Source organism: Rhodoferax sp. (genome assembly GCF_037143375.1).
Classification (GTDB): Bacteria; Pseudomonadota; Gammaproteobacteria; order Burkholderiales; family Burkholderiaceae_C; genus Rhodoferax.
Genome location: NZ_JBAWYV010000016.1, coordinates 1 through 16,833, shown reverse-complemented (window position 1 = coordinate 16,833; position 16,833 = coordinate 1). Strand labels below are relative to the sequence as shown.

Sequence of the window (16,833 nt, the reverse complement as noted above, 5' to 3'; positions counted from 1 at the left end):
GCGTTAGAGTTCAGTGCCTTCACGCATCTGGCGGCGGCGCAACAGCAGGGCCAACATCAGGCAAGCAAAAGTCACGACCAACAAGCCATAGCCCCAATAGGGATAGGAGTAGGTCGAAAACTGCGCTACCTTGCCTTCACCAAACACCGTGGGCATAAAGGGCTTGACCGTGAACGCGCCCCAGGGGTGCATGTTGTGGCCAAAGAACCAGAGCCAACCCGCGTATTCGATCACGAAGTAGACCGGCAGCAAGCCGGGAACCAGGGCGAGCATCAGGGAGAATTTGGGGAACTTGGCGACAGCGGCCACCACCACGGCCATCGCGGCGATCAAGCCGCCGATGGCGACTTTGCTGAATAAAGTGACGTTGTCACCCCAAACCTGAATACGGGCGGGTTCATTAAAAAAAGTAGCGGCATCGGTCATGTAGCTTTTGACATGGGTGGCCAGATGGTCCATGACAAACTGATCCACCAGTACCCAGGCAGCCACCGCCGTGAAGCCACCCGACAGCACCATCAATCGACGTTTGCCTTTGGGTGCGACGAAGCCCAGCAACATCACGGTAAAGAAGCCGAAGAAGAACTTGGCCAAGGGTTTCTCGACCGGCGCACCCGTGGAGATCGGAAACATGCCCACATAGTGGTTGATCGTGTTCATCTCATGCACGCAATCCAAGCCGGCAGCGTCTTTGTTAACGTCCTTCTTGGCGTCCAGAATCGGGTTGTAGCGCTCAGAATCCGGGCCCATGTCAGCTTGCATGGTCTCGGAACCCATGCGTGTGTTGTTGCCCACCGCACTGCAGCCGTTTTGCACACCATCAAAATGGAAATGGATGCGGATGCCATCCGGGAACGCATCTTTGGGGTAGTTGGGCGCGGTGAGCGAGACCCACCATATCGGGGCGAAAAAGGCCGCAATCATGGCCGCCATGGCGACCATGGTGAGTACCGTGATCCATCGATTCTGTTGGGTCTGCGCTTTCATATTCAGGATTTCTTTTTAGTAGCTTTGGCTGCAGGACCGGCCTTGCAGGTTGAACCGGGCATGCTCAGGCTGGACTGGTAAGCTGAAATGGCAACGAGTTGAGCGTTGTCGTATTTCTTGATGATCTTCACCATGTCAGGGTTGGCATTGCGGCGTTTGCCGTCACGAATGTCGGTCATCTGGCGCAGCAGGTACTTGTAGTGTTGACCAGCCAGCACGGGGTAGAACTTGTCCTTGACGCCTTCGCCGTTGGCTTTGTGGCATTCAATACATTCTTTTTCGTACATGGCTTTCCCATCGGCCACCTGCTTGACGGCATCGGCACCTTCATACTTGCCATGGTCAATAGGAATGCACAGGCTCTCGATGTAGGCCGAGACGTTGGCGAGTTCCTGGGCGTCAGTCAATTCCTTGGCAAACGGGTACATCGTCGGGTTGTCACGCAGACCGGCGCGAATGTCGGCCATCTGCTTGATCAGCACGGTGGTGTGTTGACCCGCGAGTTGCGGGAAGGTGCCATCGGAGCGACCCGCGCCGGAAGGCAGGTGGCAGGCGCCGCAGACTTCGTAGCCCTCTTTGCCGGCCTTGACGTTGCCTTTGAGCGTGAGGGCTTCAATTTTTTCACCTTCCTGGGCATTCCATTTGTAGTCCTTGGACTCAATACCTGCTTGAGTTGCAGGAGGTGGGCCACCGGCAAAACTGATCGCGGGTGCGAAGGCCAGTGCCAGGGTCAGTGCAATAATTTTTTTCATGTTAACGACTCCAGATATATATATGTTTGGTTAAACGTTAAGGCTTCAGCTTGGAGAGGTAGGCTGCCAGCTCTTTGATGTCAGCATCTGATACCAGTAGATCACCTTCAGGGTTGACCATGACGCCTTTCATGGCTGCGCTGCTGCTGTTGCTGCGAGCACCGCTTCTGATATCGAGCATTTGTTGTGCTATGTAGGCGGCGTTTTGTCCAGCAAGTTTGGGAAATGTCGGAAGCATCGGCTTCTTACCCTCTTTGCCGTGGCAAGCAACGCAAGTCTTTTCTGCGTACAGTGCAGCACCATCAGCCCAAACCATATTGGAGGCAAGGGTGGTGAGGGCTGCGATAAGAAACAATTTTGTCTTCATGGTTTTTCAATTTTCCAAATAAGGACGGGGAGCCGAACAAGTCGACTCCCCGGCTTTAGGGTTAATTACACTAAATTATTTGACTTTCTTGGCACCGTTTTGCTCAAGGAAAGTCTTGGCCCGCAGACCGAGGTCAGCAGTTTTAACTTGGTATTGCCAGACTTGTTCAGCCCATAGGTTGGCGTTTTCCCAGTCTTTCTTGGCTGCAGCGGCTTCGTGCTTGATCTTGATGTCCTTGGTCTTGCCCAATTGGTCAAACGCATCTTCCACCATGGCCACGACTTCAGGGAAGTCTTTGTAGTTCACGCTGGTGATATACGCCACCACGGAGTCGATGATGGCTTGGGTGTCAGCCACTTTCTTCACAGTTGCCTTGTAGTCGGCTTCGGTGTAGTTCTGAGCTGCCAATGTAGCCTTGGTGGCTTTCCAGCCCTTTGGCTTGACCAGCAAGTAGCCTTGCATTTCAAGGTGAAGTGCCGAGCAGAATTCAGTGCAGTAGTAAGGGTAGACGCCTTCCTTGTCAGCCTTGAACTTCACAGCAACGGTTTTACCTGGCTCAACCGAAGCATGCACATTGAAGGTGCTTACCGTGAATCCGTGGGTCTCGTCCTGAGCGCGCTCAAGGTTGGTCAGGTTGATCGTGACATCGTCGCCAACTTCAACTTCAATGGTTTCAGGTGTGATGTGCGAACGGATCAGGGTGCCGAACACTTCGACCTTGTTGCCCTTCTTCACAACACGTTCCTCACCGGCCTTGGCTGCACCAGGATGTGGCTGGTCAGTACGGCTGTCAGTGCCGACTTTGTAGCGCACAGCGGGTTTCAGTTTCTTGGCTTCAATGGCAACCACATAATGAGGCTCACCCAAGGGTACGGGCATGTCATACAACAACTGCATCTTGTCGCCACTGATGTCAATCAGTTGGTGATTTTGAGGGTGCAATGGGCCCACGGGCACAAAGCGGTCAATCGCCAACTTGTTCAAGGCAACCAGGTACTTGCCCTTTGGTTTGGTGGAGTCACCTTCCATGGTCATCAGGTGACCAATGTTGTAGTGCACGCTCAGCTTGTCAAGCACTTTGCCTTCGCAGTAGTTCCACTTGGCTACTTGCGAGTCCACATACAACGATGTGTAGGCAATACAGTTCTTGCTGTCGTACTGGGTGTGCAATGGGCCAAGACCCAATGACACTTGCGTGTGAAGCACGTCTTTCATGGCGATCACAGGAATGCCGTACGGATCTTTGGACTCAAACTTGCCAGCTTTGATGGCGGCCTGGATTTTCTCGAAGCTGTAAACCGACACATGGGTGTCAAGTTTGCCGGCCACGATGATCTTGGTGCCGTCCGGTGTCACGTCAACGCCGTGAGGAGATTTTGGCTCAGGAATCAGGAACAGGATGCCTTCCTTGATGGCAGTTTCCATCATCAGCACATTGTGACCGTTGATCTTCTTGCCCTTGCCGGCAGCGACGAGTTCTGCCGCCTTTTTCCAGTTGATCACGTGCATGTAATCGGTGTCTTTGGCAGAGCAGCCTGCCTCATAAGGAGGGCGACCTTTTTCGATACCACCGACATAACGCTCTGAGCAGAACGAGTTGGTGAACGACCAGCCTTCAGACGCGCCTTTACCGGCATCAGACAAATCCTGTGAGTAAGGAGGGAGTTCCAGCGAGAATGATTTCTCGGGTTGGATACGGCCTTCCTTGCGGTCAAACTTCCAGTAAGTGATACCGCCGCGGTATTTCTCGTTGAATTCTTCCAGAGGGTAGAACTTCTTGTTTTCCAGTGGCGTAGCGTACTGGGCCGCTTCGATCACGTATTCTGTGTTGGTGGTGACGAAAGCGCCGCCGTGTTCCGATTTGAAAATCGGATTAACCACGATTTGTTTGGTTTCGAAGTCGCGCAAGTCAATCACGGCAATGCGGGGGTTGGCCTTGTCGTTGATGAAAACGAACTGACCGTCGTATTCGCCATTGGTTTCCGACATGGCGGGGTGGTGTGTGTCGCCCCAAGTAATGTCTTTGCCGTCAATGCGGCCTTGTGCGAGCACTTTCTTGGAGCTCTCATCAAAGCCATAGCCTTGCCATGGTTCTGGTGTGAACACGCCGATGTACTTCAAAATGCGCATTGAAGGAATGGCATAAACAATCACTTGGCCTGATTGACCGCCCGAGCTGAAGGCGACAAATTCGTCGCGCTTGCCGGTTGGCACGTAGGTCTTGGCGGCCGCCAGCAAATCTTGCTGGCTCAGTCCGCGTTCTTTCATGACGTCTTGCAACGAATCAGCCGACCATGCCGCTGAAGTGGCCAGGCCCATGCCCGCAGCCATCAGCGCAACAGCCAGTTTGCTTAATCTCTTCATTCGTACTTCTCCTGTTTGGTTAAGTTAATGCCACGCAATTCGCGGTCGGCGGATAACTCACATATTCTAGGAATACGAATTAAAAATCAACTTAATCTGCATTAGGTTTGAAGGGGGAAATGTGACTTTTTGCGAAATATCAATTGGCATTGATGTTTGAAATTTGCGGAGGCAGCGATCTTTCTTCCGCCCTTAAGTTAAGTTAAGGACAAGTGCAGGTACCCGGTTAGACAATTCGGTCGCTCGAATCGAATAGTTGCAGCCATCGACGAGCAATGATGTTCACCCAGTAGGTGATTTGGCTGCGATACATAACAGAGTACAAAACATGAAGATTCCACGTCTCACCAGCATTGCGGCAGTCGTACTTTTGTCCGGCATGTCCATTCATGCCGTTGCGCAAGACACGGCTCCTGTGGCCCCGACCATGACGGCCGTCGAAAAAGATGCCGCCAAAAAGATTTATTTCGAGCGTTGCGCTGGTTGTCATGGTGTGTTGCGCAAAGGCGCTACCGGCAAGAACCTGGAACCCCATTGGTCCAAGACCGATAAGGATGGCAAGAAGACCGAAGGCGGTACGCTTACGTTGGGACAGTCACGTCTGGAGAAGATCATTGGTTACGGTACCGACGGCGGCATGGTCAACTTTGACGACATCCTGACCAAGGAAGAGTTGTCCCTGATGGCGAAATACATCCAGAACACACCGGATGTACCCCCTGAGTACAGCTTCAAGGACACGATGGATTCCTGGAAGGTCATGGTTGCTGTGAAGGACCGTCCTACCAAGCAAATGAATAAGTTCAACCTGAAGAACATGTTCTCGGTGACTCTGCGTGACGCAGGTGAGGTTGCTCTGATTGATGGCGATACCAAAGAAATTCGCAGCATCATTAAAACTGGGTATGCCGTGCACATTTCCCGTATGTCCAAATCGGGCCGCTATGTGTACGTGATCGGTCGCGATGGCCGTTTGTCCCTGATCGATCTCTGGATGGAAAAACCAGGTGTCGTGGCTGAGGTCAAGATCGGCTTTGATGCCCGCTCGGTGGATACGTCCAAGTTCAAGGGCTTTGAGGATCTGTACGCTATCGCTGGTTCTTACTGGCCTCCACAGTACGTCATCATGGACGGCGACACGCTCAAGCCACGCAAAGTGGTGAGCACCCGTGGCATGACGGTTGATGGTGAGTACCACCCAGAGCCACGCGTAGCTTCCATCAGTGCCTCTGAAGTCAAGCCTGAGTGGGTGGTCAACATCAAGGAAACTGGCCAGATTCTGTTAGTGGATTATTCGGATATTGATAATCTGAAAACCACCACCATTGGCTCTGCCAAGTTCTTGCATGACGGTGGTTTTGATGCCACCAAACGTTATTTCCTGGTGGCCGCCAATGCGTCCAACAAGATTGCTGCAGTCGATTTGAAAGCCGGAAAACTGGCCGCCCTGATTGACGTCGCGAAACTGCCACACCCTGGCCGTGGTGCCAACTTTGTGCACCCTACCTTTGGTCCGGTCTGGGCCACCGGTCACCTTGGTGCTGACGTGCTAACCCTCATCAGCACGCCTTCTGAAGATGCCAAGTACGCGAAGTACAAAGGCTTCAACTGGAAAGTGGTTCAGGAAGTCAAGCACGTTCCCGGCAACTTGTTCGTCAAGACCCACCCAACGTCCAAGCACCTGTGGGCTGACTCGCCCCAAAATTCAGACAAGGAACTGGCTGAAACGGTTTCTATCTGGAACCTGTCGGACCTGTCCAAACCCGTGAAGACGATCAATGTGTTCAAGGACTCCGGTTTGGTTGAAACCAAGGCCACCCGCCGTGCGGTTCACCCTGAGTTCAGTGCCGACGGTACAGAAGTCTGGATCTCTCTGTGGGGCGGCAAGACCGACCAGTCGGCCATCGTGGTGTATGACGACAAGACCATGACCTTGAAGAAAGTGATTACTGATCCGAAGATGATCACACCCACTGGCAAGTTCAACGTTTACAACACCCAGCACGACATTTATTGATCGGCAAATCTGACCTGGGGTGAACGCCTCAGGTCAGCGTTTTTATGAAGTTTGGAGAGAATTAATGGCGTCAAAAATTGCGGGCTTCATGGCCCTACTGAGAAAACCCAGTACCAAGTACTCGCTGGTAGCTTTGCTATCGGTTGGGTTCTTGTCAGGTATTCTTTTCTGGGGTGGTTTCAATACCGCGATGGAGGCGACCAATACACTGGATTTCTGCATTTCTTGCCACGAGATGCGTGACAACGTCTATGTGGAATACAAGAAAACCATTCACTACACCAACCGCACCGGTGTCCGTGCTGTCTGTTCGGATTGCCATGTGCCCAAGGATTGGTCGCACAAGATGATGCGAAAGATCAAGGCAAGTGGCGAAGTGTGGGGCAAGATTGTTGGAACCATTGACACCAAGGAAAAGTTTGAAGCCAACCGTCTGCGTCTGGCTGAAAACGAATGGGCCCGCATGAAGGCCAGCGATTCCCGCGAATGCCGCAACTGCCATAGCTTTGACAGCATGGACACGGAACGCCAAAAACTGCGCGGCGCCAAGATGCACAAGATCGCTCAGGATGAGAAAAAAACCTGCATCGATTGCCACAAAGGTATCGCTCACCAGAAGCCCAAGGGCATGAAGGAAGACGAAGAGTAATTGCTCAGCCTCATACTAATTAAAGGACTATTTCAAATGAAAAAAACAACTATTTCAACGCTCGTTCTCGGAACGCTATTGACCATGGGCACCCAGTTTGCCTTCGCTGCACCCGACTGGACCAAGGTCCCCAAGCGCGACGTCAGTGTGTTTCACCCCGGTGTGACACCGATCGAATGGGTCGGCAAGAAATCTGACCACAGCGGCACAGCGGGCCTCAAAAAAGGCGAAACCTGCGTCGGTTGCCATGAAGAAAAAGGCACTTTAAATTTCAATTTCAAACGCCTGGCAGACAAAGAGTTGGAGCCTAAAGGTGCTCCTGCCACCATGATTTACCCCGTGGCGGTGCAGGCGTCCTACGATGCCGCCAATCTCTACATCCGTTTGACCTTCAAGGCGCCTGCAGGCGGTGCAGACAAGGGCGACAAAGACAATGAAGTCAAGGCCACCGTGATGTTCCCGGACTCCAAAGTGACGCAAGCTGAGCAGGTCGGTTGCTGGGCTGCTTGCCACATTGATGCACGCACCATGCCCGGTGCTGATGAAAAGAAGACCAAGTACACCAAAGACGGCTCTTATGAGTTGATGCAGTGGCGCAGTGCCAAGGGCGCCAAGGTCGGTGACGGCAAAGTGACGACCGAGCGCAAGATGGACGGCGGTACCTTGGGTGCCAAAGCTGAAGGCGCCAAGGCTGGCGATATTTACACCGTGACCTTCACCCGCAAGAACCCTGGCGAAGGCAAGACCATTCCCTTTGGTCTCGCTATCCATGGTGACCATGCTACGGGCCGCTTCCACCACGTGTCTCTCGGTTACACCCTGGGCATTGGTGCTGCCGGTGACGTGAAAGCCGTCAAGCAGTAATGCAAACTGGTGCAGAGAACGTAGCGTTCTCTGTGCTATTTAATCAGGAGCTACTTGCGCAAGTAGCACTTAGGCTAGAGGCTGATTTGGCTTAAACTTTCGGGTGGTGGTCGGTCTGTATCGACGCGGTGCCCGTGAACCAGTTCAGGCGCGTGTGGAGTCCCACCACATGGCCCACGATGATGAGAGACGGTGACTGAAGTCCCGCCTCTTTCACCAGCTCAGGCAGCGTTCCTAGCGTGCCTGCAAACACGCGTTGCGCGGGTGTAGTGCCTTTTTCAATGATGGCCACAGGGGTCGAAGCGGCCATATTGTGCTGGATCAGTTGGCGGCAAATCTCGGTCAGCGCGCCCAAACCCATGTAGATCACCACTGTCTGGTTGGGCCGGGATAGCGTCTGCCAGTCCAGGTCCAGCGTGCCGTCTTTGAGGTGGCCGGTGGTGAAGACGCACGATTGGGCATGATCCCGGTGCGTCAGGGGTATGCCGGCGTAGCAAGAAATGCCACTGGCCGCCGTGATGCCGGGCACCACTTCAAACGCAATGCCCTGGTCCGCCAGAATTTCAAGTTCTTCGCCGCCTCGTCCAAAAATAAATGGATCGCCACCTTTGAGTCGCACCACATTTTTTCCTTCCCGGGCCAGCTTCACCAAGAGCAGATTGATTTCGTCCTGGGGCAGGGTGTGGCGGTTGGTTTGCTTGCCCACGTAGATTTTTTCAACCTCAGCGGGGATCATACTGATGACGCCTGCGCTCACCAGATTGTCATAAACCACAACATCGGCTTGTTGCAGCAGGCGGGCTGCTTTGAGTGTCAATAATTCTGGGTCGCCCGGGCCAGCGCCGACCAGATAGACCATGCCAGTTTCAGGCTTTTGAGGCACTTGATGATTCACGATATTTCCAGCTATTTTTAGGGGTTGTCACTGCAGTTAGTGCCAAATTATGCTGTTTTCTTTCGCTGGAAATGACAACATTTGTGCCTTCGGACCTTCTATTCTTAAACTGTCTTAAGCCCTCAGTAGAAACCCGAGTAATTCAGGGAAATCGCTCGATATAAAAGCCTGAAAGCCGGATAATTTCCTCTTTCATTCCCCCTGATTCACTTGAGAAAGATGCATTTACGTACCACTTTATTCATGGGTTTTAAAGCCTTGTTGCTATGCTGTTCGATGTCGGCCTATGCCACATCTGAGACAGATGCAGTGACCGACGCTGGTGCTTTGACAATTGACAAAAAACGACAAGCCGAACTGGTTCAACTGGTGCGCCAGGATTGTGGCTCGTGCCATGGGTTGACGCTCAAAGGCGGCTTGGGTTCTCCCTTGTTGCCTGAGGCGCTCAAGGACAAAGCGCCGGAGTACCTCAAAGCCGCTATTTTGTACGGTCTGGCCCCTGCCGCAATGCCCCCCTGGAAGCGATTTTTGAGTGAGGCTGACGCTGAGTGGATCGTCGTTAATTTAAAAAAAGGATTTCCGGGTGTTTACCAATAAATTTCAGGCGCTGCTGATCGCCGCCGCCACGCTCTTGCTGGCGGGTTGTGCGGCGCCCGTACTGCGCGGTACCGGTGACTTGGGCGTGGTGATTGAACGCGCTACTGGCAGTGTGCAAATTGTGGACACCAGTCAACTCGTCAGTCTTTCCAGCGTCAAGGGGCTGGGCGATTTGTCGCACGCCTCGCTGGTTTATTCGCGTGATGGGCGCTACGCCTATGTGTTTGGGCGTGATGGCGGCTTGACCAAGGTTGACTTGCTGCGCGGTGTCATCGCACTAAGGGTGATGCAGGCGGGCAACAGCATTGGCGGCGCCATCTCACAGGACGGCAAACTGATCGCCGCCCAAAACTACACGCCTGGTGGCGTCAAGGTGTTTTCAGCCGAGACCCTGGAACTGGTGGCGGATGTTCCTTCCGGCTATGGCGATGCAGGCTTGCGCGCCAAGGTGGTGGGTCTGGCTGACGCGCCGGGCAACCGCTTTGTCTGGAGCCTGTTCGAGGCTGGTGAAATTTGGGTCGGTGATTTTTCCAACCCGGCAAAGCCCGCCATCCAGAAGTTTAAAAACATCGGTAACCAACCCTATGACGGCCTGATCACCCCGGATGGACGCTACTACTTGGCGGGCCTGTTTGGCGAAGACGGCATGGCGCTGGTCGACTTGTGGCACCCGGAACAGGGCGCCCGTCGCATTTTGAATGGCTACGGCAAAGGGGAAGAAAAACTGCCGGTTTTTAAAATGCCGCATCTGCGCGGCTGGGCGGTGGCGGGGCGCTATGCCTATGTTCCCGCCATTGGCCGCCATGAAGTGCTGGTGCTTGACATGCAAACCTGGCTCGAAGCCGGTCGCATCAAGGTCGCGGGCCAGCCGGTGTTTGTAATTGCCCGCCCGGATGGTCGGCAGGTGTGGGTGAACTTTGCTTTTCCGGACAATGCCAACGTGGACGTGATCGATGTAGAGCAACGTGCCGTGGTGAAACAACTGGCCCCTGGCAAAGCCGTGTTGCACATGGAGTTCACGCCGCGCGGCGAGTCGGTCTGGATTTCAGCGCGGGACGACAACCGTGTGGTGGTGTATGACACCGCTAGTTTTGCGCAACGCGCTGTGCTGCCTGCTGAATCGCCCAGTGGTATTTTCTTCACCCACCGCGCTGCGCGTACCGGATTCTGAGGCCGCCATGGGTGATACGCTGAGTGAACTTGAATTCAAATTGTTGAACGACTACCAGCGCGACTTTCCGCTGGTGGCGCATCCGTTTGCCGAATTGGCGCGGCGATTGAGCGTGGATGAAGCGACGGTGCTGGCCCACTTGAAGTCCCTGCAAAAACGCGGGCTCGTGAGCCGAATCGGCGCTGTGTTTCGGCCCAATGTGGTGGGGGTGAGCGCGCTGGCCGCACTGGCCGTGCCGGGGGATCGGCTGGAAGAAGTGGCGGCGCGGGTGAGTTCCTATTGCGAGGTCAATCACAACTACCAGCGCGAGCATGATTTCAATCTCTGGTTTGTCGCGACCACGTCGACAGCAGAAAAACTGGCGGCCTTGTTTCAAGACATTGAGGCCGCGTGCGGCTGTGGCCCGGTACTTGTTTTGCCCTTGCTGGAACAGTTTCACATTGATTTGGGGTTCTCGCTGGCCCCGGCTACACCCCATCATTTTCAATCGCACAGTGCTGCCCCACAAGAAGTAGCTGCAGTTGAATTGAGTGCGTCCGAGCGTGCCTTGATGGCGGTCTTGCAGAAGGGCTTGCCCTTGGTCTCGCAACCCTTCGCAACCCTGGGCTGGGCCGAGGCAGATGCCTTGGCGTTGCTCACGCGCTGGACGGCCACCGGGGTTATCAAGCGCTTTGGTGTGGTGGTGCGCCACCATGAACTGGGCTTCACCGCCAATGCGATGGTGGTGTGGAACGTGCCCGATGCGTTGGTCAGCGCGGTGGGGCAGTGTGTGGCAGCCTCCCAGCGGGTCAGCCTGTGTTACCGGCGTCCCCGTGTATTGCCGCACTGGCCCTACAACCTTTTTTGCATGATTCATGGCAAAGACCGGGCCGATGTGGAACAGCGCATTGCGATCCTGGCGCAGTCCTGTGGATTAGCGGCCTACCGGCACGAGATATTGTTCAGTTGCAGGCGTTTCAAGCAATGCGGTGCGCGCTACGTCGCCCCCGTGAATGATGATGCTTTATTGGAGTTGGCTTGTGGATCAGATTGACCGCGACATCATCAACGGCCTGCATGGTGGTCTTGCTATTTGTGAGCGCCCCTATCTGGAAGCTGCGCAGCGCCTCGGGCTGCAAGAGGATGAATTAATCGAACGACTGGCTCGTTTGTTAAATGACGGGGTGCTGACCCGCGTCGGCCCGCTCTACCAGATAGAGCGCATGGGCGGCGCTTTTACGCTGGCCGCTTTACACGCACCTGAAGACCAGTTCGAGCGGGTGGCGCAATGCGTGAACGCCCTGCCGCAAGTGGCTCACAACTACCAACGCGAACACGAATTAAATATGTGGTTTGTCATCGCCACCGAGACACCGTATGAGATTGAAGAAGTTATCCGCACGATTGAGCAAGAGACCGGTTGTGATGTGTACAACTTTCCCAAGTCGCGCGAGTATTTTGTGGAGTTGAAGCTAAAAGCATGAGCACCCCATTACACGCTCTGGAGCCCCTTGACCGCGCCATCATCGTGGCCACGCAAGGCGGCCTGCCGCTGGTGGCGCGGCCCTACCATGCCATTGCTGAGCGCTTGCAGATAGACCCTGAAGACCTCATGGCCCGCATGCGGCGCCTGCAAGCCGTGGGCGTTATTCGTCGCCTGGGTGTGGTGCCCAACCACTATGCCATTGGCTACAAGGCCAACGGCATGTCGGTCTGGGACGTGCCCGATGAGTTGGTGGACGAACTGGGCGAAGCCGTGGGTGGCTTCGAGTTTGTCAGCCATTGTTATTGCCGCCCACGGCGCTTGCCGCAGTGGCCCTACAACTTGTTTGCCATGGTGCATGGCAAGAATCGCCACGAAGTCGAGCAGCAAGTCGCTGAAATTGCTGCCTTTTTGGGCGAGCATGCACGCAGCCACACCGTGCTCTACAGCACCCGAATATTGAAGAAAACAGGGCTGCGCCTGGCCGGCCAGAAGTCGCCCGAATAGAGAAAGAACCATGTTTCGAATTACCCAATACATGCGAGAAATCGCCGAGCCCACCCCGTTGGGCCCCAAACGCAATCCGCCCGGCCCGGTGGTCATCTGGAACCTGATCCGGCGCTGCAACCTGACCTGCAAACATTGCTACTCCATCTCCGCCGACAAGGATTTTGCCGGTGAATTGAATACCTCGGAGGTCTACGGCGTGATGGATGACTTGCGCGCCTTTGGTGTGCCGGTGCTAATTTTGTCGGGCGGGGAGCCCCTCTTGCGCGAGGATATTTATGACATTGCCCGTCGCGCCAAAGAGAAAGGTTTCTATGTGGGGCTGTCTACCAACGGCACGCTGATTGATGAGTCCAACATTGAGCGCATCGCCGCCATTGGGTTTGATTACGTCGGCATCAGTCTGGACGGTATTCGTGAAACGCACGATACCTTCCGGCGCAAGGTCGGCGCGTTTGACGCTTCCTTGCACGGCGTCAAGTTGTGCCGCGACGCGGGTATCAAGATCGGCGTGCGCTTCACGCTCACGCAGGACAACGCACATGACTTGCCGGCCTTGTTGAAACTGGTGGACGACGAAGGCATCGACAAGTTTTACCTGTCGCACCTCAACTACGCCGGGCGAGGCAACACCAACCGGGGGCGTGATGCGTTTCTTGACACCACTCGAGCCGCGATGGATTTGCTGTTTGACACCTGCTGGAAGCACATCGAGACAGGCGTGCACAAGGAATTTGTCACCGGCAACAACGATGCCGATGGCGTCTATTTGCTGCACTGGGTGCGCCGCCATTTCCCTGAGAAAGAAGCGGCCTTGCGCGCCAAACTGGCGCAGTGGGGTGGCAACTCGTCGGGCGTCAATGTGGCCAACATCGACAACCTGGGCAATGTGCACCCCGACACCTTCTGGTGGCACCACAACCTGGGCAATGTGCGCGAGCGCGCCTTCTCTGACATCTGGCAAGACACAACCGACCCGCTGATGGCCGGACTCAAAGCGGTACCGCGCAGCATCAAGGGGCGTTGTGGCGACTGCACCTATTTCGACGTCTGCGGTGGTAACACCCGGGTGCGGGCGCTGCAGTTAACGGGCGACGCCTGGCAGGAAGACCCGGCCTGCTACTTGTCGGATGAAGAAATTGGATTGGTGGGCGAGCGCGAGCGGGTGCAGATGAAACCCTACATTGGTATTCGCCAGGCGAGGGAGGCCGCTCAATGAAGATCCGGATGCAACGTGCGGTTCTCTTGTTGGTCGCTGCACTCGTCGGTGCTGTATCGCCTGCGGTGTCAGCGCCGGGCGAGGCGAGACAGTTGTACCAGGCTCACTGTGTAGCTTGCCACGGGGCTGATCGCTTGGGCGTTACCGGGCCGGCGCTGTTACCGGAGAGCCTGGCGCGGCTGCGAAAGCCCGAGGCAGTCAAAACTATCACCGAAGGCCGTGTAGCGACCCAAATGGCAGGCTTTGCGGACCGGTTGAGCAAAGCCGAAATTGACGAACTGGTGAAGTACATCTACTCTGAGACCGAGCATCCACCGGTTTTCTCAGAGGCTGATATCCGTGCTTCACGGATCGTGAGTTTTGCGACTGGCAGTCTGCCAAATAAACCCGTGGCCGCCTTCAACGGGGTGGACATGATGAATTTGTTCATCGTGGTTGAGACCGGCGACCACCATGTCACGGTGTTGGATGGCGACAAGCTGGAACCTATTTTCCGTTTCCCAAGTCGTTACGCCTTGCATGGCGGCCCCAAATTTACCCCCGATGGCCGCTACGTGTTCTTTGCCTCGCGCGATGGCTGGGTCAGCAAGTTCGACCTCTGGAACCTGAAGGTGGTGGCCGAGATTCGTGCCGGTATCAACACCCGCAACGTCGCGGTGTCGGGTGATGGCAAGTTCCTGGCGGTGGCCAACTACTTGCCGCAAACCCTGGTGCTGCTGGATGCCGACCTGAATTTGCTCAAGGTGCACACCGTGAAAGACAAGGACGGCAAAAATGGTTCACGCGTGTCTGCGGTGTATGACGCCTCGCCTCGGCAGAGTTTTATCGCAGCCCTGAAGGACGTGCCAGAAGTTTGGGAGATCAGCTACAACCCCAAGGCCGATGACGTGCCGGTGGGCATGATTCACGATTTTCAGTACAAGGAAGGGGCGTTTATTCCCGGGTTTTTGAACCCGCGGCGCACCACTTTGTCTGAGCCACTCGATGATTTTTTCTTTAACCAGAGTTACGACGAAGTGATGGGCACCAGTCGCGAGGCCGGCAAAGGGCAGGTGGTGAATCTGGATGCGCGCAAAAAAGTGGCCGACCTCAGCCTGCCCGGCATGCCACACCTGGGTTCTGGCATCACTTGGGGCTGGCAGGGCAAGACGGTGATGGCGACGCCGAATCTGAAAGATGGGTTGATCACCATCATCAACATGACCGATTGGAAGACGATCAAATCATTGCCTACGCCCGGACCCGGCTTCTTCATGCGTTCGCATGAAAACACACCCTACGCCTGGGCCGATTCGATGATGAGCAAGTCCAAAGACACCTTACAGATCATCGACAAACGTACGCTTGAAATCGTCACCCAGATCAAGACTGATCCCGGCAAGACACTCGCACACATTGAGTTCACCCGCGACGGAAAGTACGCGCTGGCCAGTTTGTGGGAGCGCAAGGCCGACGGTGGCGCCTTGATCGTTTTTGATGCCACCACATTCAAGGAGCTCAAGCGCATACCGATGGACAAACCGGTGGGCAAGTACAACCTGTTTAACAAAATTTCCCGCTCGGAGGGCACCAGTCATTGAGTGGGTGTAATTGCTATATAAATAATAGCTCCTTGCGCATGTAAAACGAGGGCTGCAGCCCTATATTGCATATAATTTTTGTTTTGCCTTCTGGAATGGCGGCACAGCGATTGGGCGCACAAAAAACCTGATTCATGTCAATATCACCCATTTGGGGGATAGTCAAAGGGCGGACGATCCCGTAAATTGAGACTAATAATTTCAATTTCTTGCGGGAGTGTTCAAGTGGCTCTAATCCAACTAATTTTCGAGAGCTCACTTATTAAAAATAATGAGCAAAGCCTGGCGAGTATTTTCAATACCAGTCGCCGTCGCAATAGGGAAAATCAGATTAGCGGGGCGGTCATTTTGTCGGGCACTGACTTCATCGAAGTACTCGAAGGTGAGTCTGATGTTGTTCAAGATACCTTGCAGCGCATCAAGGACGATCGCCGCCATACCCTCAAGCGGGTATGGGATGAGCAAGCTATTCCTGAGCGAAATTTCTCCAGATGGAACTCGGGTTATCGCAGATCAAATGCCATCAACGATGAAAAACTAAGCCTGTCTGAGTACTATTTCTTCGATGGAGTAGACATGACTTTCATTTGGGAAAAACCAAGCCGGGCTTTGGAGGCGCTGCTGAATTTCAGAGCTTGCCATTAGGGCTATTTGCATTAGGAACTTGGGTAGTGAGTAATCCGCACTTTAAGAAATTGGTGGCATGGGTTGGTATTTTCTTCCCAAGCGCACCGCTTCAAAATGCGCCGTTCACGACCGGCAGAGGGCTTATCCCGCCTTGCGCATGGCCAGGGCGGTTGCGGTGTGTCCGCGCGCATCCAGAGTGTCGGCGGCGTTGAGTCGATCTCGTACTTCCCTGTTTTGGCTGAGCTTGACCTTTCCAACCAGCGATGTGATGGCGATTTCAATGCCCACAATGTTACGAAGCATGCTATTGATGAACTCTGGTTCGGAATCCCCCATCTTCCAGGGCTTGGGCTCGGTGGTCTCGTGTCGCCGTGTGAGTTGTGCAACAACGCGGCGGGTAAAGCGTTCGTCATCATGTACGGTGATCGTGCCGTGCGCATGCACCACTTCGTAATTCCAGGTCGGAACCTGGCGATGCGTCTCATGCTTGCTGGGGTACCAGTTTGGTGAGATATAGGCGTCTGTCCCGCGAAACACGATCATCACCTGCGTGCCTGTTGGACAACGCTGCCAAAGCGTATTAGCGCGGGCCACATGCCCTATGAGGGTGCCATGTGTACCAACATCTGGATCTAATTCCAGCGGAATGTGATCGGCATCCAGTCCGGTACTTCCGTGGTTCACCAGCATCCCCAGTGGGTACTCGCGGATGATGCGGTGCAATTCCTCGGGGCGGATTTCTGCAAAGTGAGCAGGGATGTACATCGTGGGCCTT

17 protein-coding genes are annotated in these 16,833 nt (G+C 54.6%); 11 read left to right on the top strand and 6 right to left on the bottom strand.

Annotation, left to right across the window (positions count from 1 at the left end; translation table 11 throughout):
- Positions 1 to 3 precede the first annotated feature (3 nt).
- The 4 genes from WCG50_RS04500 to nosZ form a co-directional block, all read right to left on the bottom strand.
- A complete protein-coding gene (locus WCG50_RS04500) occupies positions 4 to 987 on the bottom strand; it encodes a hypothetical protein (protein WP_336898374.1) in 984 nt (327 codons plus the stop codon).
- Between the two features lie 2 nt (positions 988 to 989).
- On the bottom strand, positions 990 to 1,739 hold the full coding sequence (locus WCG50_RS04495; RefSeq protein WP_336898373.1) for a c-type cytochrome: 750 nt from the start codon (positions 1,737 to 1,739) through the stop codon (positions 990 to 992).
- 37 nt (positions 1,740 to 1,776) lie between these two features.
- Positions 1,777 to 2,106, bottom strand: coding sequence for a c-type cytochrome (locus tag WCG50_RS04490; RefSeq protein ID WP_336898372.1), 330 nt, complete (start codon positions 2,104 to 2,106; stop codon positions 1,777 to 1,779).
- Positions 2,107 to 2,181: 75 nt separating this feature from the next.
- Positions 2,182 to 4,470: a Sec-dependent nitrous-oxide reductase gene (gene nosZ / locus WCG50_RS04485; protein WP_336898371.1), complete on the bottom strand. Its 2,289-nt coding sequence runs from the start codon at positions 4,468 to 4,470 to the stop codon at positions 2,182 to 2,184.
- A gap of 379 nt (positions 4,471 to 4,849) precedes the next feature.
- Here nosZ and WCG50_RS04480 point away from each other — a divergent pair, with 379 nt between their 5' ends.
- The 3 genes from WCG50_RS04480 (at position 4,850) to WCG50_RS04470 (ending at position 8,000) form a co-directional block, all read left to right on the top strand.
- Positions 4,850 to 6,487, top strand: a complete 1,638-nt coding sequence (locus WCG50_RS04480) for a cytochrome D1 domain-containing protein (protein ID WP_336898409.1) — start codon at positions 4,850 to 4,852, stop codon at positions 6,485 to 6,487.
- 64 nt (positions 6,488 to 6,551) lie between these two features.
- Complete coding sequence (locus WCG50_RS04475) at positions 6,552 to 7,136, top strand: NapC/NirT family cytochrome c (RefSeq protein ID WP_336898370.1); 585 nt, start codon at positions 6,552 to 6,554, stop codon at positions 7,134 to 7,136.
- 36 nt (positions 7,137 to 7,172) lie between these two features.
- Positions 7,173 to 8,000, top strand: coding sequence for an ethylbenzene dehydrogenase-related protein (locus WCG50_RS04470; protein WP_336898369.1), 828 nt, complete (start codon positions 7,173 to 7,175; stop codon positions 7,998 to 8,000).
- Between the two features lie 91 nt (positions 8,001 to 8,091).
- On the opposite strand, the gene cobA is transcribed toward WCG50_RS04470, so the two are convergent.
- On the bottom strand, positions 8,092 to 8,895 hold the full coding sequence (gene cobA / locus WCG50_RS04465) for a uroporphyrinogen-III C-methyltransferase (protein ID WP_336898368.1): 804 nt from the start codon (positions 8,893 to 8,895) through the stop codon (positions 8,092 to 8,094).
- Between the two features lie 219 nt (positions 8,896 to 9,114).
- Between cobA and WCG50_RS04460 the strand changes: the two genes are divergently transcribed.
- The 8 genes from WCG50_RS04460 (at position 9,115) to WCG50_RS04425 (ending at position 16,076) form a co-directional block, all read left to right on the top strand.
- Positions 9,115 to 9,492 (top strand): cytochrome c, encoded by a 378-nt coding sequence (locus WCG50_RS04460; protein ID WP_336898367.1) that lies wholly within the window; start codon positions 9,115 to 9,117, stop codon positions 9,490 to 9,492.
- On the top strand, positions 9,479 to 10,663 hold the full coding sequence (locus WCG50_RS04455) for a cytochrome D1 domain-containing protein (protein ID WP_336898366.1): 1,185 nt from the start codon (positions 9,479 to 9,481) through the stop codon (positions 10,661 to 10,663). Before WCG50_RS04460 ends, WCG50_RS04455 begins: the two co-directional genes overlap by 14 nt.
- A complete protein-coding gene (locus WCG50_RS04450; RefSeq protein WP_336898365.1) occupies positions 10,569 to 11,696 on the top strand; it encodes an Lrp/AsnC family transcriptional regulator in 1,128 nt (375 codons plus the stop codon). Before WCG50_RS04455 ends, WCG50_RS04450 begins: the two co-directional genes overlap by 95 nt.
- Entirely contained in the window at positions 11,683 to 12,126 is a 444-nt protein-coding gene (locus tag WCG50_RS04445; RefSeq protein ID WP_336898364.1) for an Lrp/AsnC family transcriptional regulator, read from the top strand. The genes WCG50_RS04450 and WCG50_RS04445 overlap by 14 nt, the downstream gene beginning before the upstream one ends.
- A complete protein-coding gene (locus WCG50_RS04440; RefSeq protein WP_336898363.1) occupies positions 12,123 to 12,632 on the top strand; it encodes an Lrp/AsnC family transcriptional regulator in 510 nt (169 codons plus the stop codon). Before WCG50_RS04445 ends, WCG50_RS04440 begins: the two co-directional genes overlap by 4 nt.
- A gap of 10 nt (positions 12,633 to 12,642) precedes the next feature.
- Positions 12,643 to 13,851 (top strand): heme d1 biosynthesis radical SAM protein NirJ, encoded by a 1,209-nt coding sequence (gene nirJ, locus WCG50_RS04435; protein WP_336898362.1) that lies wholly within the window; start codon positions 12,643 to 12,645, stop codon positions 13,849 to 13,851.
- On the top strand, positions 13,848 to 15,431 hold the full coding sequence (locus WCG50_RS04430) for a cytochrome D1 domain-containing protein (protein ID WP_336898361.1): 1,584 nt from the start codon (positions 13,848 to 13,850) through the stop codon (positions 15,429 to 15,431). Before nirJ ends, WCG50_RS04430 begins: the two co-directional genes overlap by 4 nt.
- 225 nt (positions 15,432 to 15,656) lie before the next feature.
- The gene (locus tag WCG50_RS04425; RefSeq protein WP_336898360.1) at positions 15,657 to 16,076 is read left to right on the top strand and encodes a BLUF domain-containing protein; all 420 of its coding nucleotides are present in this window, start codon (positions 15,657 to 15,659) and stop codon (positions 16,074 to 16,076) included.
- A gap of 123 nt (positions 16,077 to 16,199) precedes the next feature.
- On the opposite strand, the gene WCG50_RS04420 is transcribed toward WCG50_RS04425, so the two are convergent.
- A complete protein-coding gene (locus tag WCG50_RS04420) occupies positions 16,200 to 16,823 on the bottom strand; it encodes an FMN-binding negative transcriptional regulator (protein WP_336898408.1) in 624 nt (207 codons plus the stop codon).
- Between the last annotated feature and the right edge of the window lie 10 nt (positions 16,824 to 16,833).

Excerpts from the sequence above, each read along its gene's own strand:
- WCG50_RS04500 (WP_336898374.1), bottom strand. The coding sequence starts at position 987 with ATGAAAGCGCAGACCCAACAGAATCGATGGATCACGGTACTCACCATG.
- WCG50_RS04495 (WP_336898373.1), bottom strand. The coding sequence starts at position 1,739 with ATGAAAAAAATTATTGCACTGACCCTGGCACTGGCCTTCGCACCCGCG.
- WCG50_RS04490 (WP_336898372.1), bottom strand. The coding sequence starts at position 2,106 with ATGAAGACAAAATTGTTTCTTATCGCAGCCCTCACCACCCTTGCCTCC.
- nosZ (WP_336898371.1), bottom strand. The coding sequence starts at position 4,470 with ATGAAGAGATTAAGCAAACTGGCTGTTGCGCTGATGGCTGCGGGCATG.
- WCG50_RS04480 (WP_336898409.1), top strand. The coding sequence starts at position 4,850 with ATGTCCATTCATGCCGTTGCGCAAGACACGGCTCCTGTGGCCCCGACC.
- WCG50_RS04475 (WP_336898370.1), top strand. The coding sequence starts at position 6,552 with ATGGCGTCAAAAATTGCGGGCTTCATGGCCCTACTGAGAAAACCCAGT.
- WCG50_RS04470 (WP_336898369.1), top strand. The coding sequence starts at position 7,173 with ATGAAAAAAACAACTATTTCAACGCTCGTTCTCGGAACGCTATTGACC.
- WCG50_RS04460 (WP_336898367.1), top strand. The coding sequence starts at position 9,115 with ATGCATTTACGTACCACTTTATTCATGGGTTTTAAAGCCTTGTTGCTA.
- WCG50_RS04450 (WP_336898365.1), top strand. The coding sequence starts at position 10,569 with ATGACACCGCTAGTTTTGCGCAACGCGCTGTGCTGCCTGCTGAATCGC.
- WCG50_RS04440 (WP_336898363.1), top strand. The coding sequence starts at position 12,123 with ATGAGCACCCCATTACACGCTCTGGAGCCCCTTGACCGCGCCATCATC.
- nirJ (WP_336898362.1), top strand. The coding sequence starts at position 12,643 with ATGTTTCGAATTACCCAATACATGCGAGAAATCGCCGAGCCCACCCCG.
- WCG50_RS04430 (WP_336898361.1), top strand. The coding sequence starts at position 13,848 with ATGAAGATCCGGATGCAACGTGCGGTTCTCTTGTTGGTCGCTGCACTC.
- WCG50_RS04420 (WP_336898408.1), bottom strand. The coding sequence starts at position 16,823 with ATGTACATCCCTGCTCACTTTGCAGAAATCCGCCCCGAGGAATTGCAC.